The sequence below is a fragment of the Arthrobacter sp. ZGTC412 genome (genome assembly GCF_002929215.1).
In the GTDB taxonomy this organism is placed as follows: domain Bacteria; phylum Actinomycetota; class Actinomycetes; order Actinomycetales; family Micrococcaceae; genus Arthrobacter.
Genome location: NZ_PJII01000022.1, coordinates 25,059 through 48,183, shown reverse-complemented (window position 1 = coordinate 48,183; position 23,125 = coordinate 25,059). Strand labels below are relative to the sequence as shown.

Here is a 23,125-nt window from a genome sequence, read left to right as displayed (position 1 = left end):
GTCTACCCGACCACGTTGTGGTGCCCCGCGCAAACGGGGCACCTCCTATTTCTTCGCTGCGGCCTTCTTCTTGGCCGGTGGCTTGCGGGCCGTCGTCGTGCGCTTTACCGGACCCTTGGCCCGCTTCTCCGCGAGGAGCTCCACGGCCTGTTCACGCGTGAGTTCCTCCAGGGAGGTGGCCCGTGGAACGGTGATGTTGGTGATGCCGTCGGTGATGTATGGGCCGAAGCGGCCTTCCTTCACCACGATGTTCTTCTCCGAAACCGGGTCCGGCCCGAACTCCGCAAGCGGCGGCACGGCTGCACGGGCACCGCGCTGCTTGGGCTGGGAGTAGATTTCCAGCGCCTGCTCCAGCGTGATGGTGAAGATTTCCTCCTCGGAGCCGATGGACCGGGAATCAGTCCCCTTCTTCAGGTAGGGACCAAACCGGCCGTTCTGCACCGTGATGAGGTTGCCTTCGGCGTCCTCACCCAACGCGCGCGGCAGGCTCATCAGCTGCAGCGCCTCGTCCAGGGTGACGGAGTCCACGGTCATGGACTTGAACAGCGAACCCGTCCGCGGCTTGGCCTTCACCGGCTTCTTGGGCGGCTTGGGCTTGCCGTTCTTGTAGTACTCCACCGGCTGATTGGCGATTTGTTCCTCAGTCATCTCGGGGATGACCTCGGTGACGTAGGCGCCATAGCGGCCGTTCTTTGCAACAACCGTGTGCCCCGTATGCGGATCGGCGCCCAGCACGCGTTCCTCGGGTGCGGCAGTCTCCATCAGTTCGATGGCCTTGGCAGCGGTCAGCTCGTCGGGGGCGAGGTCCTCCGGCACGTTGGCGCGGGCTGACTCCACTACTTCCCCGGTCTTGGCATCCACCGTCGGCAAAGTGCTTTCCAGATACGGGCCGAACTTGCCCACGCGCAGGGTAATGCCATCGGCGATGGGCACGGAGTTGATTTCCCGTGCATCGATCTCGCCCAGGTTGTTCACGATGCTCAGCAGCCCGGGTTCGGCGTCTTCACCGTAGTAAAAGTGCTTGAGCCAGGCGGCACCCACAGCCTGGCCGTTGGCGATCTTGTCCAGGTCGCCTTCCATGTCCGCCGTGAATTCGTAATCCACGTAGTCGCTGAAGTGCTGCTCCAGCAGACGGATGACCGAGAAGGCGATCCAGCTCGGGACCAAAGCGGACCCCTGTTTCCGCACGTAGCCGCGGTCCTGGATGGTCGAAATGGTGGACGCGTACGTTGACGGGCGGCCGATGCCCTTCTTCTCCAGCTCCGCCGTCAGCGATGCTTCCGTGTAACGCGGCGGCGGCGAGGTTTCGTGGCCCACCGCGATGATGTCGGAAGCCTTGAGGGCATCGCCCTTGACCACATTGGGAAGGCGGCGGGCTTCCTCGGAGTCGTCGTCGCCGCGGGTCTCGTCCTTGCCCTCCTCGTACGCCGCAAGGAAGCCAGGGAAAGTGATCACGGTACCGGACGCGGAAAACTCAGCGTCCCGCCCGTCGGAAGAAACCGCGCCAAGGCGGATGGTCGCCGTCGAACCCTTGGCATCGCCCATCTGGGAGGCGACGGTCCGCTTCCAGATCAACTCGTATAGCCGGAATTCGTCGCCGGAGAGCTGCTTCGCTACCTGCGCCGGGGTGCGGAACGAGTCGCCGGCGGGACGGATGGCCTCGTGCGCCTCCTGCGCGTTGGCCGCCTTGCCGGTGTAGACGCGCGGCGACTGCGGGATGTACTCGGGACCGTAGAGCTCGGAGGCCTGGCGGCGGGCAGCCGTCACGGCTTCGTCGCTCAGCGCCGACGAGTCCGTACGCATATAAGTGATGTAGCCGTTTTCGTACAGTCGCTGGGCCACCTGCATGGTGCTCTTGGAGGAAAAGCGCAGCTTGCGGCCGGCCTCCTGCTGCAGCGTTGACGTGGTGAAGGGCGCAGCCGGACGGCGGGTGTAGGGCTTGGTGTCCACGGAGCGGACGCGGAACTCCGCGTTCTGCAGCCCGGCTGCCAGGGAGGTGGCCAGCTCCTCGTTGAGGTGGGCGACGTTTTTGGACGTGAGGACGCCGTCGTCATTGAAGTCCCGGCCGCTGGCCACTTTGGCGCCGTCAACGTTGGCGAGCTTCGCCTTGAAGGAGCCGGCGTCGGCGCCGAACTGACCGGTGAGGTCCCAGTAGGAGGCGGCCCTGAAGGCCATCCGCTCCCGCTCGCGGTCAACCACCATGCGGGTGACCACGGACTGCACCCGGCCGGCGGACAGGCCGCGGGCCACCTTGCGCCACAGCACCGGGGAAATTTCGTAGCCGTACAGGCGGTCCAGGACACGGCGGGTTTCCTGGGCGTCCACCAGCGCGGAATCAACGTCACGCAGGTTGCCCATGGCGCGCTGGATGGCTTCCTTCGTGATTTCGCCAAACGTCATCCGGTACACCGGAACCTTCGGCTTGAGCACTTCCAGCAGGTGCCACGCGATGGCCTCGCCCTCGCGGTCCCCATCGGTTGCGAGATAAAGTTCGTCGGCGTCCTTGAGCGCAGCCTTGAGCTCGGTCACCTTTTTCTTTTTGTCCGCGGACACCACGTAATAGGGCTTGAAGTCGTGTTCAATGTCGACGGCGAACTTGCCTACCGAGGTTTTTTTCAGTTCGGCAGGGAGCTCCGACGGCTGCGGCAGGTCGCGGATGTGACCAATGGAGGCCTCTACGATGAAGCCCTCGCCCAGGTACTTGGCGATGGTCTTGCTCTTGGCCGGAGACTCCACAATCACGAGTTTCTTGCCGGTTTTGGCCTTGCTTGGCACGGTGCTCCTACAGAAAAAGGTTGCTCGGGCAGATGCGCCCATACTGGCCTAGTTCACCATATTTTGGAGAATTGTGCGCATTCATGTGGAAAACAAGGGGGTTATGCGGTAGGCCTTCCGCGCCTTATTCAACGGCCGGGATCAGGAAGCCGTCGCGGACCAGGTTGGCCACTTCAGCGAGCAAGCCAGTCCGGAACGAGCCGGCATCGAACCCTTCCCCGCCCGCTCCACCGCCGCCCAGTAGAGCCTCCAGAGCACCGGCAATCTGGCCGGCGCTCAGGTCGCCGTCGCAGGCAGAAATAAACCCTGCGAGTTCCGTGCTGAGGAGGTTGGTCCGGCGCAGGCCTGCGCCCTGGCGGAGCAGGATCACCCCGGGGTGCTCGGCGCCGGGCCGCTGGTGGCGTTCCTCGGTGACGTCCTCCGCCACCAGCAGGTGCGCATCGCTGATGCTGTTCGCGGACAGCCAGTCCTGGCGCTCCAAAGCCGCGCCCAGGTGGGGCCCGATGGGCTGCTCGATGGGGTAGGTGATTTCCTCGAACCGGTTGAACGGCTCCTGCCCGGTTGTCAGGGGCCGGCGGAGCAGCACCATCCCGAAGCCGATTCCTTCCACGTTCCGGGACTCGAAGTCTGCAAGATAGGCGGCGTAGGCGTCCTTATAGTGCTGCCGGTCCCGGCTCTCGGACGCGTCGCGCAGCCACGTCTCGGCGTATTCCTCCGGGCTTACAACTTCGCGCTGGATAAACCAGGCGTCCATACCGGCGGGAACCCATCCCTGGGGGCGCTTCTGCCACGCAGCGCCGGCGGGCACCTCCCAGTTTCCAAGCATCTGTGCCGTGCCGCCGGGAGCGATGACAGCGGGCAGTCCTGCCACGAGGGCTGCCACAATCTCATCGCCGGGAAGGCCGCCGTCGCGGTAGGTAAACTGCCGGGACGTCTCCTCCCCGGAGCTCCGCGGTGTGATGACGAAGGGCGGGTTGGAGACCACCAGCCCGAATTCCTCGCCGGCGACGGGCTCCAGGAGCGAGCCCACGCGCAGGCTCACCCGGTCCCCCAGCCGGGCCGGATCCACCGACAGCGCCTCGGCGTTAAGCAGGATGTTGAACCGGGTAAAGGCCAGGGCCCTTTCGGAGATGTCCGTGGCCGTCACGTGCCCGCAGTGGTGCAGCAGGTGGAAGGCCTGGATGCCGCAGCCCGTCCCCAGATCCAGCGCCCGCTCCGTGTGCCGCCGGAACGTGGTCTGCACCAGGGTGGCGGAGGCCTGCCCGATCCCCAGGACGTGATCGTGCCGGAGGACGCCCTCCTGCTGGTGTGCCGCCAAGTCGCTTGCCACCCACAGTTCCGCGCCGCCGCTGCCGCTGTCGCTGTGACCTTCGGTGTCTTCCCAGCCGTAGGGCCGCAGGTCAGCCTTGGCGGCCACGAGCGCCCTGCCGGGAACGGGCTCCACCAGCCCCAGCGTCTGCAGGCCTTCCGCGCGGATGCCCGGCAGGGCGGCGTCGAGCGTCTCGCTGGGCTGCGGCTCGGCGAGAAGCCACAAACGGACGACGGCGGCGAGCGCCGCGTTGCCCTCGTCCCGCCGCACGGCCCGCTCGACGGTCAGCAGAGCAGGGATGATCTGGTCGCGGTTCAGCGCGGCGTAGGCCGATTCGCCGAGGAGCCGGGCGACGCCGTCGAGCGTGTAATCCACCAGGCGCAGGTCCGCGGCAAGTGCCGAGAGCAGCTCCGGGAAGTCGCTGCGGGGAGCGTCAGGGGTGTTGCCGGCGGTGAATTCGTATGGGGATTTAGGCACCGCCCAAGTTTAGTCCGGCGCCGGGAGCTCGAAACCGGGCCACGCCCCCGGACGGGGTAGCGTGGAGGTATGCCGACACCGCTTTCCATCCTTCCTCGCGCCCGGACTCGGCCGGCCGGCACCCGGCCCTTCCCGCTTAGGGCCTGGGCACTTGCGGGTATGGCGGTGGCCCTGGCGGGGTGTTCGCCCGTGGTCTCGATCGAGAACGCGGACGTTCCAGAGTGGCGGGCCACTGCGCTGCCAACCGCACCTGGCACCGTTATCGGAGATGCCGGCAAGATCCTCAACCGGGACCGAATTATCCAGGAGGCGGCCGGCGTCCCCGCCGGCCGATACACCCTGACGGCAACCTGCGAGGGCGGCGGCAAGGCCTTCTTCGCGGTGTCGCTGGATGGAGAGGCTGTGGTGGACGCAGGAGCGGCCTGCAACGGCAGTAAGGAAATCACCAGGATCACTTTGCCTCGGTCCGGGACACTGGAAGTCAGCACCTCCAGCGTGGACTCACCCCTTATTTATGCCTACCACCTGACACCCGCAGAATAGGTATGGCCCGCGGGAGCGCGCGGGCTTAAAGTCGGACTATGCCCAGTGTGTGGACGTCCTCCGCGCCTTCTCCGGGGCGGACCGCCCGGGAGCCGCTAAAGCGGAACCCAGCGGCCGCCGTCCTCAGTGTTGTCCTGACGGCAGGGCTGGCGCTGGGCGGCTGTGAATACACGTACGACGACGGCCGGAACCGGAGCGATGCTGCTGAAGCCGGGGAGACGGTTGCCCCGGCGCCCGCGTTCACCCGGGACCCGATGCGGCGCGAGCCCGTCAGTGAGGCCGAGCTTGAAGCATGGGTGGCGCGGACGCTGCCGGAGACCGGGCATCCGGTAGTCCATGCGGGCGCCGGGCTGCTGGCGGCGGGTGAGGACCGGACGGAAGCAACAGCCGTGCTGGAAACCGGCACCTACGCGCTGGCGCTGACCTGCCGAAGCCAGCGGCGGGTGACCTTCACCGTAAAGAGCGACTCACTCACCCTTGTGGACATGGGGCTGCGGTGCGGGGTCAACCGCGAAAACGTCATCTATCTGTCCACGGAAACTGCATTGAGTATCACGGTGGAGGCCAGGCGGAGTGCCAACTACGCCTACCGCCTCCGGCGCCTGTGACATCTGTTTGCCTGGCAGCCTGGTACGTCTGCTTGCTTGACGGATTCCTAGGCGGTGCAGCCTTGCGGGCACCGCAGGGTTTCCGGGCTGGAAGCGCACTCGGCGCAGTACAGGGTGAGGGTGCGGCAGCTGGGGTTGGAGCAGTTTTCGAATTTGCTGGTAGGGGCCGCGCAGCGGGTGCATTCTCCGATGGTTTTGGCGTCCTCGCTGAACTCGAGGTGCATGCGCTTGTCGAAGACGTAGAGCGAGCCTTCCCACAGGCCCTGGTCCTTGAAGGTTTCCCCGTACCGGACAATGCCGCCGTCCAGCTGGTAAACCTCCTTGAAGCCGCGGTTGACCATGAGGCTGGAGAGCACCTCGCAGCGGATGCCGCCGGTGCAGTAAGTCACTACAGGCTTGTCCTTAAGGGAGTCGTACTTGCCGGACTCGAGCTCCTTGATGAAGTCGTGGGTAGTGGCAACGTCCGGCACCACCGCGTCCTTGAAGCGGCCGATCTGGGCCTCGAACGCGTTCCGGCCGTCGAAGAAGACAACCTCTTCGCCGCCCTGTTTTTTGGCGTCAACGAGCTTGTGCAGCTCTTCGGGCTTGAGGTGGGTGCCGCCGCCCACCACGCCGTTGGCATCAACCTTGAGTTCGCCCGGCGCGCCAAAGGAGACGATCTCATCGCGCACTTTGACGCTGAGCCGCGGGAAATCCTCTGCGCCGCCATCGGACCATTTGACGTCGATGCCGTAAAACCCTTTGTATTCACGGGTGGTCTTGACATACTGCTTGACGGCGCTGATCTCGCCGCCCACCGTGGCGTTGATGCCGTCCTTGGAGATGAGGATGCGGCCGGTCAGCCCCAGCTTCTCGCAGAGCGCACGCTGCCAGAGCCGCACCGCTTCCGGGTCCGCGATGGGGGTAAAGCCGTAAAAGAGCACAATTCGGTTCAAAGCCACGTATTTAAGGGTACCGGCTTGGGTTCCGGCAGCCCGCCGGTCCCGTTCTATCGCGCACTCCAGGAGGAACGTCATCCTGGCTCATCACAATTACATAAGTACCGGGCTTCTCCCCTGCACACCCCTGTTGATTGTGACCGCGCTGGAATAGTCTCATCCCATGAGCCCGGAAACCATGGTTAATGACATCACTGGCCTTCTCGAAGTGTGGGTTGCCGGCTGGGCAGGCTGTCGCGGATACCGGACATCCTCCGAAGGCCGCTTCCCCGCCGCGCTTCGCGCCGACACCACCGGGGAATGGGAGTTTTTCGCTTCCGAGCCCACGGACAGCGAATTTGCGGCCTTGGCTGCAAAGACCGCGGAAGTGCCGGCGAGGGGCCTGACCATCCTGACCAACGACCACGCGCGGTATTCCGTCCTTGCCCTGCAGCAAGGATTGAACGTCACCTCCGACTCGCAGGCCATGATGATTGTGGACATGGAGACACAGGATGCTGAGGATCCCTGGCTTTCGGATGATGACCTCGCCCTGACAACGTCCGTGCAGGACGGTGTGCACTACGCCGTTGTCCGTGCCGGGGAGACTCTCGCCGCCAGCGGCCGGGTTTTTGTGGTGGGCGATACCGCAGTGTTCGACAAAATCATCACCGAACCGGACTTCCAGCGGCGTGGCCTCGGCAGTTTTATCATGCGGGCGCTGGCGGCGCAGGCTTTTGAACATGACGTCTCATCTGGTCTGCTGCTGGCATCCCTGGACGGCCAGAAGCTGTATTCCCACCTGGGCTGGACCACCGTCTCGCGTGTGCTGATGCTTTCGGCATCCCGCGACGGGGCCGATCTGTCCCTGAGCTGACCACGCGCCACCGGACCGGCCGGTCCGGTTACCCCTAGGGCGAACCGGGCCAGCTGGTCTGTTGCGGGGTGAAAGAATATTGGGGTGAACCCCCATGACTCCCTGATTCCCTTGCTGGGCCGCGGCCCGGACCCGGAACAGCTCCGTCATGTCCGCACCATCCCCGCCCGCGAGGCCGTTCACGAGCAGTGGCCGGGCTGGGTCCACCCGGATCTGGTGGCTGCTTATGGTTCGCTTGGCGTCCAGGAGCCTTACCGCCATCAGGTTGAAGCGGCAAACATCGCCCACGGCGGGGACCATGTTGTGGTTGCCACCGGGACCGCCTCCGGAAAGTCCCTCGCCTATCAGTTGCCGGCGCTGGATGCCATCCACCGCTCGGAACTGCGGGTTCTTGCCGACCCCGGAAAGATCCACGACGACGGCGCCGTCACCCTCTATCTGTCCCCCACCAAGGCCCTCGCGGCCGACCAGTTAAACGCCATCAGGGCGTTGAAACTGCCCACCGTCCGCGCGGAGACTTACGACGGCGACACCGACCCGGCGTCCCGGCGGTGGATCCGTGACCATGCCAATTTCATCCTGGCCAACCCGGACATGCTGCACTTTGGCATCCTTCCCAATCACGCCTGGTGGGCGGGGTTTTTCCGCCGCCTTCGCTATGTGATCGTGGACGAGGCGCACAGCTACCGGGGCGTTTTCGGTTCGCACGTCGCCAACCTGATGCGCCGGCTGCGGCGGATCTGCGCATACTACGGAGCGGGATCGGCCTTTCCGGAACCTGTTTTCATCGCGGCTTCAGCAACCGCTTCCGAGCCTGATGTCTCCTTTGCCCGGCTCATCGGAGCGCCCGTCAAGGCGGTGTCGGAGGATGGTTCACCGCATGGTGCCACCACCGTGGCGTTCTGGGAACCTGCCCTGACCGAAGTGAAGGGCGAGAACGGTGCCAAGGAACGGCGCACCGCTATTGCGGAAACTGCGGACCTGCTGGCGAACCTGGTGTCAGCGCAGATCCGCACCATCGCCTTCATCAAGTCCCGGCGCGGGGCCGAGACTATCTCGTCCATCACCAAACGCCTGCTGGACGAGGTGGATCCCAGCCTGCCGCAGCGTGTGGCTGCCTACCGTTCCGGATACCTTCCCGAGGAACGCCGGGCCGTGGAAAAGGCGCTGCGCTCCGGCAGGCTCCTGGGTGTTTCGAGCACCTCTGCCCTGGAGTTGGGTATCGACATTTCCGGGCTGGACGCTGTCCTGGTGGCCGGCTGGCCAGGCACCAGGGCTTCGCTTTTCCAGCAGATCGGGCGGGCCGGCCGGGCGGGGCAGGACGCTATCGCGGCGTTTGTTGCCAGCGACGATCCGCTGGACACATTCCTGGTGAACCATCCGGAAGCCATCTTCGATGTCTCGGTGGAAGCTACTGTCTTCGACCCGTCGAATCCCTATGTGCTCGGCCCCCACCTGTGCGCCGCTGCGGCCGAACTTCCGCTCGGTGCCGGGGAGCTTGAGCTGTTCGGGAGCACCGCGGAAGGGCTCCTGGACCGCCTGGTAGCCCAAGGATATCTTCGTCGCCGGCCTGCCGGCTGGTTTTGGACGCATTCACAGAGCGCCGCTGCAATGGTGAACCTGAGGGCTGACGGCGGGGGGCCCGTGAGCATTGTCGACGCTGACACTGGCTCCCTCCTTGGAACGATGGACTCTCCCCAGACCCACTACCAGGCTCACACCGGTGCCGTTTACATTCACCAGGGCGACAGCTACGTGGTGGAGGACCTCAACGAAGACGACCACTGCGTAGTGGTCCGCCGCGCCAACCCGGACTACTACACCACCGCGCGGGATGTAACCCAGATCGAGGTGCTGGAAACCCAGCGCAGCGCGACATGGGGCGACGTTTCGCTGCATTTCGGTGACGTGAAGGTCACCACCCAGGTGGTCTCCTTTCAACGCAAGGCACTGATTTCCAATGAGATCCTCGGCGAGGAACCGCTCGATCTGGGCGCCAGGGACCTGTTCACCAAGGCCGTATGGTTTGTGGTGGACAACCGGTCCCTCGCAGCAGCCGGACTGATCGAAGCCCAGTTCCCCGGCGCCCTGCACGCGGCGGAGCATGCAGCCATCGGACTCCTTCCCCTGGTGGCCTCCAGTGACCGGTGGGATATCGGTGGTGTATCCACTGCCCTGCATGCCGACACCGGGGTGCCCACCATTTTTGTGTATGACGGGCACCCCGGCGGGGCCGGTTTTGCCGAACGCGGTTTCGACAAGGCCAAGGTTTGGCTGGCGGCGACACGGGACGCCATCAAGGCCTGCGAGTGTGAATCCGGCTGTCCCTCCTGCGTCCAGTCGCCCAAATGCGGGAACAAAAACAATCCCCTGGACAAGGCAGCCGCAGTTACCCTGCTCGAAGTCCTGCTTAAGGACGCCACCGAAGGCAGTGCGTTGGGCGTGGAAGCCCAGCGCTGACAGCGAACCACCGCTTGCTTCGCGGGAGATCGCGCCTCACTGGGGGAGCTCCCGTGCGCGTTAAGGAGCGCCCTTCAGGGGCGGACCAGCGCGCTAAGGGGGAGGTCCCGCCCGGGCGCGGCCGGTGGCTGTACCCAGGATGGTCCTTTCCGTCAGCTCAGTCATGACTTCGAGAGTGTGGCCCTCCCCTTGGGAGCAGCTGAGCACGGTGGCAGCATGCCGTGCAGCAACTTCCGCGGCCACCGTACAGGGATCCCCGTCCGTGACGCCGCGCAGGGCATCCGCCCCGGCGAGCGCGGCAAGATCAGCGGCGGCGGCTGCCCTGGTGGCCATCACGGCCGACTGCGCCAAAAGCAGCAACAGCGCCATGGCCGTCATCACCACCAAGGCCAGTCCCGCGGCCAGGACGGTCCCGGATCCGCGTTCCGGGCAGTCCGGGTCTTGCTTCGTGGGCGCGGTGAACTTTCTCTGCACAGCGTTCCTTCCTGTTGTGCTGCACCAGCCCGTCATCCGGCGCTTGGCCCGACCCCGGCAGCCAGCCGTGCGTGCGAGCTTGCGATTGCTGTTTCACTGCGGGTCGAAGCACGGGCTGTCAGCGTCCAAGGAATCGATGCCCCCAACGGGCCACCGACCCGGTCTGTGACGGTGACGCTGAGCCATTCGCCTTCAGTTGCGACAGCCGCCGAGGCTGACGCGCCCGAGAGGGTCCTGACGATCCGTTCCACCGCGGCGGAATCGTCGCCGCGGGCCAAGGCCCGCGCACCGGCGCGTGCTCCCTCTTCCAACCGCAGCTGGGTAACACCGGCCGCGGCACCGGCGAGGAGCATGGCAAGCATCAGCAGGACGGCAGGCAGCGTCACGGCAAACTCGGCGGTGACGGCACCGCGGGATTCGGCCAGCCGCCGGCTCTTTTTTCGGTGCCGACTATCTCCTGGCCCGCAATGACCGGCCGCTTCCGCCATCAGCCACTTCCCCCTCCGGTTGCTTTCACCCGGAAACAGTCGAAGGAACGCGTCCGGTGCGCAGGTCATGGCAAGGCCAGCGCCGTGCGGATCAGGTTCAGCAGGAACCCCCGTACTTCCTCGCTGCGGAGGATGAAGACCAGCAGCCCGGCAAAGCCGACAGCGGCGAGAGTCGTGATGGCGTACTCCGCGGTGGCCATCCCTGCTTCCGACCCCAACAGCCGGCGTACGCCGGAACGATTGCGGGCAGCACTTCCTCCGGGGTAGAGCTCCACCACGTTGGCAGGCAGTGAAGGGGTGCCGGCCTGGTGCGCGTACGCGGACTGGCCGCTGGTGATGCGTCGTTTTGTGTTCGATCGGGCTGCTGTGAGGACTGCGGTTCCAGCGGCGTAGTGGCGGTCCTGATTGATGGACATGGGGTGTTTCCTTTCTGTGGGCCGGCAGGGTTGCCGGCTGCTTCGACTCTTCCGGGCCCCGCGCGGAGCGATAAGGCCCGCGGTTGTGTAAGTAAGTGGAAAAGTCAGGTCTGTTCATCGTTGTGGAGGGAAAGAGCGGGGCCTTGTGAGGCTGGCCATGTCTTCCGCTGCCGCCTCTTCCGGCTGACTCCATGTCCCGGCTACGATCCGGACGGGACCAAGGCAAGCAGGACGGGTACCACGCCTAGGCAGATGAAGGCCGGCAGCGAACACAGGCCCAGCGGGACAACCAGCTTCACGCCCAGCGAGGCTGCCCGCTTTTCGGCAGCACGGAACCTTTCGCGGCGGAGCCTGGCGGCCTGGGCGTAGAGAATTGCCGAGGACGGGGCACCTGTCAGCGCTGCGAACCCCAAAGCGTCCCGCAGCTCGAGAATTTCGGGCAGCCGGACAGCAGAGCTGCGCCACGCGGTTTCCCAGTCCGCTCCGATTGCCAGCGCCGAAACAACCGGCCGGAGGGCCTCCTTGTATTGGCAGGAGGCAGAGGCTGAGACCAGTTCGAGGGAGCGCCCAATGCCGGACCCTGCGTCCAGCATGGCGGCCACGAGTTCGAGCATCATGGCAGTGTCTTTCAGTCCGTCAGGACCGGCCCGGTTCCGCGGCCGCCCGTCCGCGTCCGGCGGATCGGCGTCCGAAACCCCGATCTCCCCGGGCGCCAGGTGGAGCAGCCGCCTCCGGGTACTACCTCGTCCGGGACACAGGAGACACGCTGCGCCGGCCATGGCGAGGAAGAGTGCTAGTGCCAGAATACGGGGATCGATCATGGCACCCCCGCACCGGCCGCTGCTGCCACCAGCTTTGCGGACCACACCCTGCCCGCAACGGTCAGCGCAATCCCCGCCGCCAGCGCCGCGAGACCCAGCGGGGTACCCAACAGAATGGCCAGCGGGTCCACGCCAAGGGCGATTCCCAGGCCCAGCCCCATGAGGGGAAGCCAAGTCAACAGACTGACCGTAGCCTTGGGTCCGGCCAGGGCGGTCTGCCGGGCGGCGTCGGCGTCGTCCTCCACTTCGAGCTGAGCCGCGAACCTGGTGAGCACGTCGGCCAGTGGGCAGCCGCTTGCTTCTGCGATGTCAAAGCACGCTGCCAGTTCCGACCAGATCCGGAATTCCCTGTCCGGCCTCGGAAAGGCTGCGGGCAAAGAACGCCGGATGGCGTCCGATACCGGAGTTCCGGTGCCGGCAGCAGCGCGGGCTGCGGCCAGCATTGCAACCGACCCTCCGGTCAGGCCGCTGGCCCTCAGTCTTCCCGCTTCTGCACGTACCCCGTCGGACGTTGATGCCGGTTGTGTCCCGGAACCAAGCCCGGACGCCGACGGGCCCGTGGACCCGTGCTGTGTGGCAGCGCCATATACAAACCACAGCTCGTCCCATAGCCGAGCGGGGGTTCGCCCGCCTTTGAGCAGTGCGGCCAGTTGCTGAACCACAAGAGTCATGGGTACCGCGGCACCAGATTCTGCCAATTTCCTGCCGCCGGGCCTGAACCGCTGGAACAGACGGGACCAGGTGCTGCCAGCCATTGAAGGAGCGGAACCACCAGTTGCACGACGAAACCTCGCCGGCCCGCCCCGGGGCGGGCGAAGAATCAACACCGCAGCCAGTACCAGGGCGACTGCAAGAACAGCCGTCACAGTGGTTCCCCGGGATCGAGTCCAAGCCGGCCCGCGAGGGCCGGCCATCCCGGGCCGGGAACGGGGACGCCTGCAGGTGCTTCCATAGCAGGCAGGACGCGCAGGCCGTCGGGGCCGTCGTCGACGACGCCAACGCACGTCACTTCCCTGCCGCGGATGGTTCTTTCGACATGGATCACCACGTCCAGGGCGCTGGACGCCTGAAGCCGCACCCCGTCCGGGCTCAAGCCGGCCAGCGCACCAAGTGCGGTAAGCCGCGCGGGAACTGCGGTGGCAGTGTTCGCATGGATAGTTCCGCCCCCGCCGCTGTGGCCGGTGTTCATTGCAGTGAGCAGTTCCCTTACCTCAGCACCACGGCACTCCCCCACCACCAGCCGGTCAGGCCTCATGCGCAGGGCCTGCCGGACAAGCTCGCCCAGGCCCACTTCACCGCCGCCTTCAAGATTTCCATGCCGGGATTCGAGGGAAACCACATGCGGATGGACCGGGTTCAGTTCGGAAGCATCCTCAATGAGGACCAGCCGCTCCTCCGGGGCACAGAGACCCAGCAAGGTGGACAGCAGCGTGGTCTTGCCGGAACCGGTGGCGCCACTGATCAGGAAACTCAGCCGATGCTCCAGCACCCTTGCCAAAATGTCCTTGACGAAAGGACCGAACAGGCCGGCCGCCCGGAGTTCCTCCATCGTGAATACGCGCTCGCGGCGGATCCTGACACTGAGCAGGGTTCCGGCGGTGGACACCGGCGGCAGCACGGCATGGACACGGTAGCCGCCCGGCAACCGCACGTCCACGCAGGGCGAGCCGTCATCCAGGCGCCGCCCGCCCGCAGCAACCAGCCTGCAGGCAAGCGCCCGCAGCTGCGCCTCGTCGCCAAAAACCACGGGAACGCGTTCAATGCCCCGGCCACGGTCCACCCAGACAGCGTCCGGTGCATTAACAAAGATGTCCGTGACTGCCGGGTCGCGGGTGAGCACCTGCAGAGGTCCCAGGCCGTTCAACTCGGCGCTGATCCGCTCCACCGCCGCGAGCGAACCCGCCGTGCCCAACAACTTCCCGGTGGCCTGCACGGCGGCCGCCACCCGGGAGGGAGTCACCACCCCGGCGTCCGCCATCATGGACTCGCGGACCGATTCCAGCAGCCCGGAGTCCAGTGGAGGGCGAGTTTCCCGGCGCGGATCACGGCGATGCCCCTCAAAGTTCCGGGTACGCAGCCGCAGCCCATCCGCCTGCCCAGCTCCGTAAGGGGAAGGTTGCTGCTTCATCCGCGCTCCCCTGCCGGCAACTCGTCCCCGAGGGAATCGAGCACCGAGGCAGCAAAATGCCGGACACTTCGCCGCCTGCCCAGATCCAGGAGGCGGCCGGACTCCATGGCCGCACTGACACCGCGGAGCTCAGGTACGCGTCCCTGCACGGGAAGCCCGATGGCCTCGGAAATTAGTGAGCCGTCCAGTGCGGCGCCTGGCTTCCCCCGCACCAGAAGTGCAGCCTCAATCGGCGGAAATTCCTGCATCAGTCGTACCCCTGCAACGGCCGCCTTCAGCTGCGCGGGAACCACCATCAGAATGCGGTCACAGTCCCAGGCATAGGCCTGCAGCGGCCCTGTCCCCCTGCCAATGTCGACGACAACCAGCTCATAGCCACGGCGGGCGGCATCAAGGACCCCGGCGGTGGTAGCAGCTGCCACTTGAACGGGCTGTTCCCGGCTGGCTGGCCAGGACAGGAACGAGAACCCTCCTGAAACGGGAAGGGCATCAGAAAGCTGGCCGGGATCGATGCTGCCGCGGGCTTCAGAAAGGTCAGGCCACCGCAGGCCGGTGCTCTCTTCCGCGGCGATGGCAAGTTCCAGCCCGCCGCCCCAAGGGTCGCCGTCAACCAGCAGAACACGGGCTCCCATCCCGGCGGCCGCCTGTGCTATCCAGATGGCGGCCGTGGTGGCTCCGGCCCCGCCGCACCCGCCGGTCACCCCGAGGATGAGTCCGCCAGGGCCGGGTGATCGCGAGCGGCTCAGGTGGTCGGCGAGCCATGCAGCGGCATCCGGCAGTACTGCCACCCGCTCGGCCCCGAGGGCTGCAGCGAGGTGCCACAGGCTGTCCCCTTCCCCATCCAGTCCCACCAGGACGGCTGGTGCCCGCCGCCGGGGCGGCAGTTCCCGGATGTCACTCCCCACCAGAACTGCCGCTGCCCCGTCCCAGTACCTGCCGCCCTCAAGTGCATCGGCCACCACGCGAAGGTGGGCTCCGGCCGCCGCGACAATACGCTCCACTTCCGCGCGCAGAAAGGCGGATGAGCTAACCAGCAGCACTTCTTCCGCCCCGTCCGGCAGCCAGGCCCCGCCACTCCCTACCGGATTCCCGGCGGAAGCGGCCGCGCCCGGCGGAAGCTCATCGGCAACCCGCCGGGCCGACGGCGTGGACCGGCCTGGATCAGAGTGGGAGGGGGTTAGCTGGTGCCTGCTCATGAAGCCACTGTCCACCCGCTGCCCCGCATGGATAAGGAGACCGGGTCCGTATGTGGACAACGCCGGTCCCAACAGCCCTGTGCAGGAAGAGTCAACCGGCGGAAGAGGCCTCGAGGACAAGGCAGAATTGAAGCATGTACCTCCTGCTGGCCGCCCACCCCCAGGGCGCGGTCCTGCAGGAACTCACTCAGGCCGGCCGCCCCCATCCTTCCAACCCGGAACCCCGGCCTGTTCCCGCGAGTGAACTGCCCGCCGTCGTGCGTGGACTGGAACGCCGGCGGCAGGGCGGTCAGCCTCCCCGCTGGATCTGGCACCGGACGCAGGACTGGTACCCGTCCCTGTTGGCGTCCGGGGTGGAACTGGACCGGTGCCACGACCTGAGTTTGCGCGGAAGTATCCTGGCCCATTCGCAGTTCACCGCCCATACCGAATATGCCCTGAACGCGGACCAGGTCACGCTCGATGACCCGCAACAGCCACCCCGGGCCCTCCAGCCGCCTCCGCCGCCACCCGAACAGGGCGCCCTTTTCGATGATCCGGACGCCGGCGTCGGGCGCCGGCGTACTCTGGAGGACCTCCGGGAGGAATACGCGGCCCAGCAGGTTGCCCTGGCGTCCGTCAGCCCCGAGGAGAACCGGCGCAACCGGCTTCAGCTTCTCCTGGCCGCTGAATCAGCCAGCGCCATGATCGCCGCTGAGATGCAGCACGCCGGAGTCCCCTGGCGGGAGGACCTGCATGAGGAGATCCTGGCTGATCATCTTGGGCCCCGCCCGCCCATGGGCCACCGCCCGGCCAAACTTGAGGCCTTGAACCTCGAACTGCGCGGCCTGTTGAACGCGCCAACCCTGAACCCGGATTCCCCGCAGGACCTGATGCGTGCCCTCCACCGGAACGGGATCGAAGTCAAAAGCACCCGGCAGTGGGAGCTGAAGGAATCCAAGCACCCCGCCATCGCCCCGCTCCTGGCCTACAAAAAGCTTTCCCGGCTGCACGCAGCCAACGGCTGGGCCTGGCTTGACGCGTGGGTGGCCGGCGGCCGGTTCCGCCCGGAGTACGTTGTGGGCGGCGTTGTTTCGGGCCGCTGGGCATCCAGGGGCGGTGGCGCCCTGCAGATACCGCGCCAGATCCGCGGCGCCGTGCACGCCGATCCCGGCTACAAACTGATCGTCGCAGACGCCTCACAGCTCGAGCCCCGCGTCCTGGTGGCGCTTGCAAAGGACTCGACGATGGCCGAGGCTGCCAGGGACCAGGACCTCTACTCAGGTATCGCCGCCAAGGGGTTCGGCGGGGACCGCGCAAAAGCGAAAGTAGCGCTGCTGGGGGCCATGTACGGAGCCACCTCCGGTGAAGCCGGGCGCCTCATGCCGCAGCTCGCCAGGACCTATCCCCGGGCCGTGGACTTCGTGGAACGGGCGGCCCGCGCCGGCGAGTCCGGCGGAACGGTCACCACCAGGCTGGGCCGCAGCTCCCCGCCGCCGTCGGAACGCTGGTACCAGAGCCAGCGCTCGTCGTCGGCGGAGGAACAGCGCCGCGCGGAATCTATTGCCCGTTCCAGGGGTCGTTTCACGCGGAACTTCGTGGTCCAGGGCTCCGCGGCGGACTGGGCAGCCTGCTGGCTTGCGGAATTACGACGGCGGCTGCGCGCTTTGGGCGCGGATGGTCCGGTCCGGGCGGAACTTGTTTTCTTCCTCCACGACGAAGTGATGGTCCACGCGCCTGAGCACCTGGTGGATGTCTGTATCAAAGCAATCGAGGATGCCGCCTGCGCGGCCAAGGACCTGCTGTTCGGACCTATTCCCGTGGAGTTTCCAGTGAGTGTGGCAGTGGTCGATTCATACGACCGAGCAAAGTAGGGCCTTCCCCGGGAGTGGCACCCGACGCCCCTCAAGCGACATTTGTCGAGAAAAGTAACCTACCCGGCAGTAGCTCGCCGGGGCGCCGTGAGCCGGGTTACAGTCTTGTGGTGACTGAAACAGATCGGTCCAAAGGTTGATGCAACGACGCACACCAAGGGGAGGTCCGGCAGATGGCGGGCAGGTTTGAAATTCATCGGGTAGGGGACGAGTCGTACCGGCTTCGGCTGACGGACGGGGAGGGCAACATCGTTGCCGTCTCACCGAACTTCAAGTCCCTCAATACATTGCTGGAGGGCATCAACGCCATGCGGGAGAACGCGGCCACGGGAATAGTGGTGGACCTCCGCCAGCAGGCCTGACACCAGTCGAGGCAAGAACGCCAGCCGAGGCCAGCACCCCGGCAGTCAGACACCCATCGGATGGACCCGGCTCCGGTCCCAGGGCACAGCCCAGCCGAGCTGTTCAAAAAGGCCATTCAGGACAATTCCGGTAAACCCCCACACCACCACGCCGTTGACGGTGAAAGCCGGGCTGTCGAAAGTATGCCCGGCCCGGCGGACGGTGGCCATGACCCTGTTGTCCGGATCCAGGAGGTCCCGCACGGGTACCCGGAACACCTGGGCGGATTCGGCGTAATCCACCACACGGACGGGCGACGGCGACCGCCACCACCCGAGCACTGGGGTGACGAGGAAGTTGCTGTGGGCAAGGCCAAGCTCCTGCAGGGTGCCCAGCACCTCCACACCGTCTGAGTCGAGGCCCGTTTCCTCTTCCGCTTCGCGCAAAGCTGCCTGTACCGGCGTTTCCCGGGCGTCAATGCTGCCGCCCGGGAAGGCCACCTGGCCGGGGTGGGATCCCAGGGTGTGGGCCCGCTCCAGCAACAGGACATCAAGGTCTGCCGGTGCCAGCGGTTTCCCGGACACCGCCGGAACGTCATCCAGCGCACCGAAAAGCATCAGGACGGCAGCCCTGCGCGCCCGCTGCGCATCAACGGTGAGGGCGGCCCACAGGGGGTCCGGGGCCGCCGCGGATCCGGCCCCTGCCCTGCGGGCAAAATCGATCAGGTCATCACGGGCGCTCAAGGTGTCCTCTTCTGGGATTCCATCCTGATTTCAGCGGCCCTGTCCGTTTCGGCCAACAGTTGCGACAGCAGGGCTTCGCTGCCCGGAGCGAGTTCGTACTTGAGCAGCTTCGCTGCCTTGACGGGGTCTGTTTCGCCCAGACCGTAGCTGGGGCACCAGTTCGCCACGGGGCAAGCACCGCAGGCAGGCTTCCGGGAGTGGCACACGCGCCGCCCGTGGAACACCACCCGGTGGGACAGCATGGTCCAGTCCCGCTTCTCGAAAAGTTCGGCGACGTCGTACTCGATCTGGACCGGGTCCTCGGACTGGGTCCAGCCGAACCGGCGGGCAAGGCGGCCAAAGTGGGTGTCTACAGTGATGCCGGGGATGCCGAAGGCGTTGCCGAGCACTACGTTGGCAGTCTTCCGCCCCACGCCCGGCAGCGTCACCAGGTCCTCCAGCCGCCCCGGCACCACGCCGTTGTATTCGTCCACCACCCGGGTGCACAACGCGATCAGGTTCCGTGTCTTGGCCCGGAAGAAGCCCGTGGGCTTGATAATTTCTTCGACCACGGCCGGATCCGCTTCCGCCATGGATCTCGGGTCCGGGAATCGGGTGAACAGCAGGGGCGTGATTTGGTTGACGGTGACGTCGGTGGTCTGCGCCGACAGGACAGTGGCCACCAGCAGTTCGAACGGGTTGCGGAAATCAAGCTCCGCGTGGGCGTAGGGGTACTTCTCGGCCAATGCCCTGTTGATGCGCCTCGCGCGCCGCTTCAGGCCAAGCATCGACTCCGCGGAGACCGCGGGCATGCCTGGAGCCGGGCCGGCGGGTGCTGTCACTCCGCCGGCCCCTGAAGCCCGGGGCGAGGCCATGTGTTAGCCGCGCTCGATATTGCTGAGGTCGCGCAGCACGCCCAGCCGTCCATCGGTGTGCTGGACCAGGAACTCGTGTCCACGGTCTTCGAGGGCAAGCACCCAGCCGCCCGGCTCAATGACGAAAGCGGGGGCCCCCGTGCGGGGGTCGAAGGCTGTACGGTGCTGCGCCACAGCAAACCAGAAAGCCTCGTGGATGGGCTGTTCCTCTGATTCCTCCGGCCGGCTCGACGGGTCCACCGTTGCCCCGATGGGCTCTTCGGCACGGACCTGCTGGTGCACGGCCGTGGCAGCGGGCGGCTCCCATGTCCCCTGCGCCGCACGCGCAGCAGTGGCGCCGCCGTTGTGATTGCCGTCGTGATGGCCGGCAGACTGATGGGCCGAGGCACCCGGGGCGGCAGCAGCGGGCGTAGGGATGTCGCCCAACTGCGTGTCTTCAGCGGCCGGAGCCGAGGAGGGGCGGACGACGTCGGCGGCCTGGGTAGCAGGCCCCGGGTCGCCTGCGGAGGTGAAGTCGGAGGCCTCGGGCGCGGTTGAAACCGGGGCAGCGCCCGTGGCCCCGGCGCCCGCGGCAGTGGGAACCGCTGCTGTTGCGGGTGCGTGGTGCGAGGGGCCGGTCTGGACGGCGGATGAACCGGCTCCGGCGCCGCCGAACAGGGCTCCGCCCGTTGCCTTGGAAGCGGAAGCGGACACAGCCTTGCCGGAGTCTGTCTTGCCTGACTCAGCCTTCGGCGGTTTGGGCGCCCGCGGCTTCCGGACGGGAACGGCTGCCTCCCGGGCCACCACATGCGCCGGGGCTTCGGCCCGGCCCTGGAAGTCCGGTGAGATGTACGGAAGGAACCGGCCAAGGACCGTCACGGCGAAAAGCACCACGGCCCCGATCAGGCCCACCAGGAGGCTGGGAACGTAGGCTCCGGCCACGGACAGGAAAAAGAAGGCAACGGCGAAAGCCGCTACCACCGAAGCGAACTGGTCAATGGACAGCGAACCGATGCGGATCTTTGTGCCCGGCGCCAGCCTTCGTGCGGCAAAGAGAGCGCTCACTGCCAGGGGCAAGACGACGCCCAGCCCCAGGAAGAAGAGGTTGTTCAGGTTCCACAGGTTGTAACGCCCGCCGAACATGGGGAGCAGGGAAGCGACGAACAGGATGACAGTGCCGGCAAAGACGGCCAGGTCGCGGATGGTGAATGGACCGAGCACCGCCTGGTGGGCGTTCGCGCCGCCCTTCAATCCGGTTGTGGCCTGTTGGCTGTTACCCGAAGCCGGGCCGGCGCCGGTGGCGCTTGAGCTTGCCTCAGTATCGGGGCCCGTTTTCTGGCCAAAGCTCTGCTGGTTCATTCTGTTCTCCTTAGCGTGGCGGCACCAGGGCTGGTGGCCCCAAAACCGTGCCGTCTTAATGCGGTTCCAACCCGTCCCGGGCGCTTGCCCGGGACGGGAAGGGCGGTCCGCAGTGAAGTCACAATTCCATCTCAGCCTAGTCAACAGCCTGACTGATCACTAGCTGGGCACGGCGCAGGACGCCTGCCGGAAACTGGGCCTGGGACCATTCATCGCTTAATAAATGCCGTTCGTGGGGTCGTCTGTGACACCGCCCACATGCACTGCCGGGCAAGCATTAGTCTTGATCCCGGAACAGCTCTTTGCGGAAGTCCGTGACCAGCAGGTGCCCAACGTCGTGCAGACGACGGAGCCCGGCCGGCGGCGGATCTCCGCGCAGCAAAGATCGATGAATGATGAGGTTCACATGTCCCAGGACACTTCACGCTCCACGGCCACCACCCCGGCAGGCTCCGGGCACGGCGGCCAGCAAGGCGATGCTTTTGAAAACCTGCTTCACGAGACCCGCGCGTTTCCACCATCTCCTGAGTTCGCTGCTGACGCCGTTGTCACCGCCGGCGAGTATGAAGAAGCTGCTGCTGACCGTCCCGCTTTCTGGGCGAAGCAGGCGCGGGAACTGCTGACCTGGAGCAAGGACTTTGACCAGGCGCTTGACTGGTCAACCCCGCCGTTCGCGAAGTGGTTCGTGGGTGGGGAAGTCAACGCCGCCTACAACGCCTTGGACCGGCACGTGGAAAACGGGCGCGGTGACCGGGTGGCCATCTACTTCGAGGGCGAACCCGGAGACACCCGCACCTACACCTACGCCCAGCTCACCGAAGAGGTGAAGAAGGCCGCCAACGCCTTCGAATCCCTCGGCGTGGCCAAGGGTGACCGGGTGGCGGTCTACCTGCCGATGATCCCGGAAGCCGTCATCACGCTGCTCGCGTGCGCCCGGATCGGCGCCGTGCACTCGGTGGTGTTCGGCGGCTTCTCGGCCGATGCCCTGCGGTCCAGGATTGCGGACGCCGAGGCGAAACTCGTGGTCACCGCGGACGGCACCTACCGCCGCGGCAAGCCCAGCGCCCTGAAGACCGCTGTTGACGAAGCACTTGCCAATGACGGCCACAGCGTACAGAACGTGGTGGTGGTCAAGCGCAACGGCCAGGACGTGGACTGGCACGAGGGCCGGGACCATTGGTGGGCCGACACCGTGGACGCCGCTTCCACCGAGCACACAGCGGTGGGCCATGATTCCGAGCACCCGCTGTTCATCCTTTACACCTCCGGCACCACGGGGAAGCCCAAGGGCATCCTGCACACCACCGGCGGGTACCTCACCCAGACCGCTTATACGCACAAGGCGGTGTTCGACCTGCACCCGGACACGGACGTGTACTGGTGCACGGCCGATGTCGGCTGGGTCACCGGACACTCCTACGTCGCCTACGCCCCGCTCATCAACGGCGCCACCCAGGTGATGTACGAAGGCACGCCGGATTCTCCGCACCAGGGCCGCTGGTGGGAGATCGTGGAGAAGTACAAGGTCTCCATCCTCTACACCGCCCCCACCGCGATCCGGACGTTTATGAAGTGGGGCCGGGAAGTCCCGGACAAGTACGACCTGTCTTCCCTGCGTGTGCTTGGTTCCGTGGGCGAACCCATCAACCCTGAAGCCTGGATGTGGTACCGGAAGGTCATCGGCGGGGACCGGACCCCCATCGTGGACACCTGGTGGCAGACCGAGACCGGCGCGCAAATGATCGCCCCGCTGCCCGGCGTCACCGCCACCAAGCCCGGCTCGGCGCAGGTCCCTCTGCCCGGCATCGCCGTGGACGTAGTGGACGAAATGGGCGAATCCGTACCCGACGGCCACGGCGGCTTCCTGGTAATCCGCGAACCCTGGCCGGCCATGCTCCGCGGGATCTGGGGTGATCCGGAGCGGTTCAAGGACACCTACTGGTCCCGCTTCGAGAACATGTACTTCGCGGGGGACGGCGCCAAGAAGGACGAGGACGGCGACATCTGGCTCCTGGGCCGGGTGGACGACGTCATGAACATCTCAGGGCACCGGCTCTCCACCACGGAAATCGAATCCGCCCTGGTGTCCCATCCTGCCGTGGCCGAGGCCGCCGTCGTGGGCGCAGCCGACGAGACCACCGGGCAGGCCGTCGTCGCATTCGTAATCCTCCGCGGGGACGCGGTGGATTCAGGGGATGAAATCGTCCAGGAACTCCGCAACCACGTAGGCAAGGAGATCGGCCCCATCGCGAAGCCGAAGAACATCCTCGTGGTCCCCGAACTGCCCAAGACCCGCTCCGGCAAAATCATGCGGCGCCTGCTCAAGGACGTCGCCGAAGGCCGCGACCCAGGCGACGCCACCACACTCTCAGACCCGACCATCATGCAGCAGATCGCGCAGTCGCTGAAAAAGTAAGCCAAGCAGACGCACGACGACGGCGCCGCTCACCTGACGGTCGGGCGGCGCCGTCGTCGTATGCTGGGAGCAGCCCTGCCCCCTGCCCTG

20 protein-coding genes are annotated in these 23,125 nt (G+C 66.2%); 7 read left to right on the top strand and 13 right to left on the bottom strand.

Features of this window, described 5'->3' with window-relative positions; translation table 11 throughout:
- Window positions 1-45: 45 nt before the first annotated feature.
- Window positions 46-2,775 carry a type I DNA topoisomerase gene (topA, locus tag CXQ88_RS18885; protein ID WP_104045661.1) on the bottom strand — a complete coding sequence of 910 codons (2,730 nt, stop codon included), beginning with the start codon at window positions 2,773-2,775 and terminating at the stop codon, window positions 46-48.
- 124 nt (window positions 2,776-2,899) lie between these two features.
- Window positions 2,900-4,561, bottom strand: coding sequence for a DUF7059 domain-containing protein (locus CXQ88_RS18880; RefSeq protein WP_104045660.1), 1,662 nt, complete (start codon window positions 4,559-4,561; stop codon window positions 2,900-2,902).
- Window positions 4,562-4,630: 69 nt separating this feature from the next.
- Here CXQ88_RS18880 and CXQ88_RS18875 point away from each other — a divergent pair, with 69 nt between their 5' ends.
- Window positions 4,631-5,104 carry a hypothetical protein gene (locus tag CXQ88_RS18875; RefSeq protein ID WP_104045659.1) on the top strand — a complete coding sequence of 158 codons (474 nt, stop codon included), beginning with the start codon at window positions 4,631-4,633 and terminating at the stop codon, window positions 5,102-5,104.
- Between the two features lie 38 nt (window positions 5,105-5,142).
- Entirely contained in the window at window positions 5,143-5,712 is a 570-nt protein-coding gene (locus CXQ88_RS18870; protein WP_104045658.1) for a hypothetical protein, read from the top strand.
- A gap of 47 nt (window positions 5,713-5,759) precedes the next feature.
- Here CXQ88_RS18870 and trhO read toward each other — a convergent pair whose 3' ends face one another.
- Complete coding sequence (gene trhO, locus CXQ88_RS18865; protein WP_104045687.1) at window positions 5,760-6,653, bottom strand: oxygen-dependent tRNA uridine(34) hydroxylase TrhO; 894 nt, start codon at window positions 6,651-6,653, stop codon at window positions 5,760-5,762.
- Window positions 6,654-6,813: 160 nt separating this feature from the next.
- On the opposite strand from trhO, the gene CXQ88_RS18860 reads away from it, so the two are divergent.
- Window positions 6,814-7,506 carry a GNAT family N-acetyltransferase gene (locus CXQ88_RS18860; RefSeq protein WP_104045657.1) on the top strand — a complete coding sequence of 231 codons (693 nt, stop codon included), beginning with the start codon at window positions 6,814-6,816 and terminating at the stop codon, window positions 7,504-7,506.
- 84 nt (window positions 7,507-7,590) lie between these two features.
- Entirely contained in the window at window positions 7,591-9,966 is a 2,376-nt protein-coding gene (locus CXQ88_RS18855) for a DEAD/DEAH box helicase (protein ID WP_104045656.1), read from the top strand.
- A 93-nt stretch (window positions 9,967-10,059) separates the two neighbouring features.
- Here CXQ88_RS18855 and CXQ88_RS18850 read toward each other — a convergent pair whose 3' ends face one another.
- From CXQ88_RS18850 to ssd, 7 genes are all read right to left on the bottom strand, one after another.
- Window positions 10,060-10,440 (bottom strand): Rv3654c family TadE-like protein, encoded by a 381-nt coding sequence (locus CXQ88_RS18850; RefSeq protein WP_258062004.1) that lies wholly within the window; start codon window positions 10,438-10,440, stop codon window positions 10,060-10,062.
- A gap of 32 nt (window positions 10,441-10,472) precedes the next feature.
- Window positions 10,473-10,928: a TadE family type IV pilus minor pilin gene (locus tag CXQ88_RS18845; RefSeq protein ID WP_258062003.1), complete on the bottom strand. Its 456-nt coding sequence runs from the start codon at window positions 10,926-10,928 to the stop codon at window positions 10,473-10,475.
- A 65-nt stretch (window positions 10,929-10,993) separates the two neighbouring features.
- The gene (locus CXQ88_RS18840; RefSeq protein WP_104045654.1) at window positions 10,994-11,344 is read right to left on the bottom strand and encodes a DUF4244 domain-containing protein; all 351 of its coding nucleotides are present in this window, start codon (window positions 11,342-11,344) and stop codon (window positions 10,994-10,996) included.
- 200 nt (window positions 11,345-11,544) lie between these two features.
- The gene (locus CXQ88_RS18835) at window positions 11,545-12,162 is read right to left on the bottom strand and encodes a type II secretion system F family protein (protein ID WP_373637789.1); all 618 of its coding nucleotides are present in this window, start codon (window positions 12,160-12,162) and stop codon (window positions 11,545-11,547) included.
- Window positions 12,162-13,031: a hypothetical protein gene (locus tag CXQ88_RS18830; protein WP_104045652.1), complete on the bottom strand. Its 870-nt coding sequence runs from the start codon at window positions 13,029-13,031 to the stop codon at window positions 12,162-12,164. The genes CXQ88_RS18835 and CXQ88_RS18830 overlap by 1 nt, the downstream gene beginning before the upstream one ends.
- Window positions 13,028-14,293, bottom strand: a complete 1,266-nt coding sequence (locus CXQ88_RS18825) for a TadA family conjugal transfer-associated ATPase (RefSeq protein WP_104045651.1) — start codon at window positions 14,291-14,293, stop codon at window positions 13,028-13,030. Before CXQ88_RS18825 ends, CXQ88_RS18830 begins: the two co-directional genes overlap by 4 nt.
- Window positions 14,290-15,489, bottom strand: a complete 1,200-nt coding sequence (ssd, locus tag CXQ88_RS18820; RefSeq protein WP_104045685.1) for a septum site-determining protein Ssd — start codon at window positions 15,487-15,489, stop codon at window positions 14,290-14,292. Before ssd ends, CXQ88_RS18825 begins: the two co-directional genes overlap by 4 nt.
- Before the next feature lie 134 nt (window positions 15,490-15,623).
- Between ssd and CXQ88_RS18815 the strand changes: the two genes are divergently transcribed.
- Together CXQ88_RS18815 and CXQ88_RS18810 are read left to right on the top strand one after the other, a co-directional pair.
- Window positions 15,624-17,342, top strand: coding sequence for a bifunctional 3'-5' exonuclease/DNA polymerase (locus CXQ88_RS18815; RefSeq protein ID WP_104045650.1), 1,719 nt, complete (start codon window positions 15,624-15,626; stop codon window positions 17,340-17,342).
- Between the two features lie 173 nt (window positions 17,343-17,515).
- Window positions 17,516-17,704 (top strand): YegP family protein, encoded by a 189-nt coding sequence (locus CXQ88_RS18810; RefSeq protein ID WP_104045649.1) that lies wholly within the window; start codon window positions 17,516-17,518, stop codon window positions 17,702-17,704.
- Between the two features lie 45 nt (window positions 17,705-17,749).
- Here the strand turns inward: CXQ88_RS18810 and CXQ88_RS18805 are convergent, their stop codons facing one another.
- From CXQ88_RS18805 to CXQ88_RS18795, 3 genes are all read right to left on the bottom strand, one after another.
- A complete protein-coding gene (locus tag CXQ88_RS18805; RefSeq protein ID WP_181037605.1) occupies window positions 17,750-18,427 on the bottom strand; it encodes an NUDIX hydrolase in 678 nt (225 codons plus the stop codon).
- Entirely contained in the window at window positions 18,424-19,218 is a 795-nt protein-coding gene (gene nth, locus CXQ88_RS18800; protein ID WP_258062008.1) for an endonuclease III, read from the bottom strand. The genes CXQ88_RS18805 and nth overlap by 4 nt, the downstream gene beginning before the upstream one ends.
- Window positions 19,219-19,284: 66 nt before the next feature.
- A complete protein-coding gene (locus tag CXQ88_RS18795; RefSeq protein ID WP_104045647.1) occupies window positions 19,285-20,619 on the bottom strand; it encodes a hypothetical protein in 1,335 nt (444 codons plus the stop codon).
- A gap of 406 nt (window positions 20,620-21,025) precedes the next feature.
- On the opposite strand from CXQ88_RS18795, the gene acs reads away from it, so the two are divergent.
- Entirely contained in the window at window positions 21,026-23,035 is a 2,010-nt protein-coding gene (gene acs / locus CXQ88_RS18790; RefSeq protein WP_104045683.1) for an acetate--CoA ligase, read from the top strand.
- The last annotated feature ends 90 nt before the right edge of the window (window positions 23,036-23,125 follow it).

What these genes read in the sequence shown, in the direction of transcription:
- CXQ88_RS18875 (WP_104045659.1), top strand. Translation starts at nt 4,631, where the DNA reads ATGCCGACACCGCTTTCCATCCTTCCTCGCGCCCGGACTCGGCCGGCC.
- CXQ88_RS18870 (WP_104045658.1), top strand. Translation starts at nt 5,143, where the DNA reads ATGCCCAGTGTGTGGACGTCCTCCGCGCCTTCTCCGGGGCGGACCGCC.
- CXQ88_RS18860 (WP_104045657.1), top strand. Translation starts at nt 6,814, where the DNA reads ATGAGCCCGGAAACCATGGTTAATGACATCACTGGCCTTCTCGAAGTG.
- CXQ88_RS18845 (WP_258062003.1), bottom strand. Translation starts at nt 10,928, where the DNA reads ATGGCGGAAGCGGCCGGTCATTGCGGGCCAGGAGATAGTCGGCACCGA.
- CXQ88_RS18840 (WP_104045654.1), bottom strand. Translation starts at nt 11,344, where the DNA reads ATGTCCATCAATCAGGACCGCCACTACGCCGCTGGAACCGCAGTCCTC.
- CXQ88_RS18825 (WP_104045651.1), bottom strand. Translation starts at nt 14,293, where the DNA reads ATGAAGCAGCAACCTTCCCCTTACGGAGCTGGGCAGGCGGATGGGCTG.
- ssd (WP_104045685.1), bottom strand. Translation starts at nt 15,489, where the DNA reads ATGAGCAGGCACCAGCTAACCCCCTCCCACTCTGATCCAGGCCGGTCC.
- CXQ88_RS18815 (WP_104045650.1), top strand. Translation starts at nt 15,624, where the DNA reads ATGTACCTCCTGCTGGCCGCCCACCCCCAGGGCGCGGTCCTGCAGGAA.
- CXQ88_RS18810 (WP_104045649.1), top strand. Translation starts at nt 17,516, where the DNA reads ATGGCGGGCAGGTTTGAAATTCATCGGGTAGGGGACGAGTCGTACCGG.
- nth (WP_258062008.1), bottom strand. Translation starts at nt 19,218, where the DNA reads ATGCCCGCGGTCTCCGCGGAGTCGATGCTTGGCCTGAAGCGGCGCGCG.
- CXQ88_RS18795 (WP_104045647.1), bottom strand. Translation starts at nt 20,619, where the DNA reads ATGAACCAGCAGAGCTTTGGCCAGAAAACGGGCCCCGATACTGAGGCA.
- acs (WP_104045683.1), top strand. Translation starts at nt 21,026, where the DNA reads ATGTCCCAGGACACTTCACGCTCCACGGCCACCACCCCGGCAGGCTCC.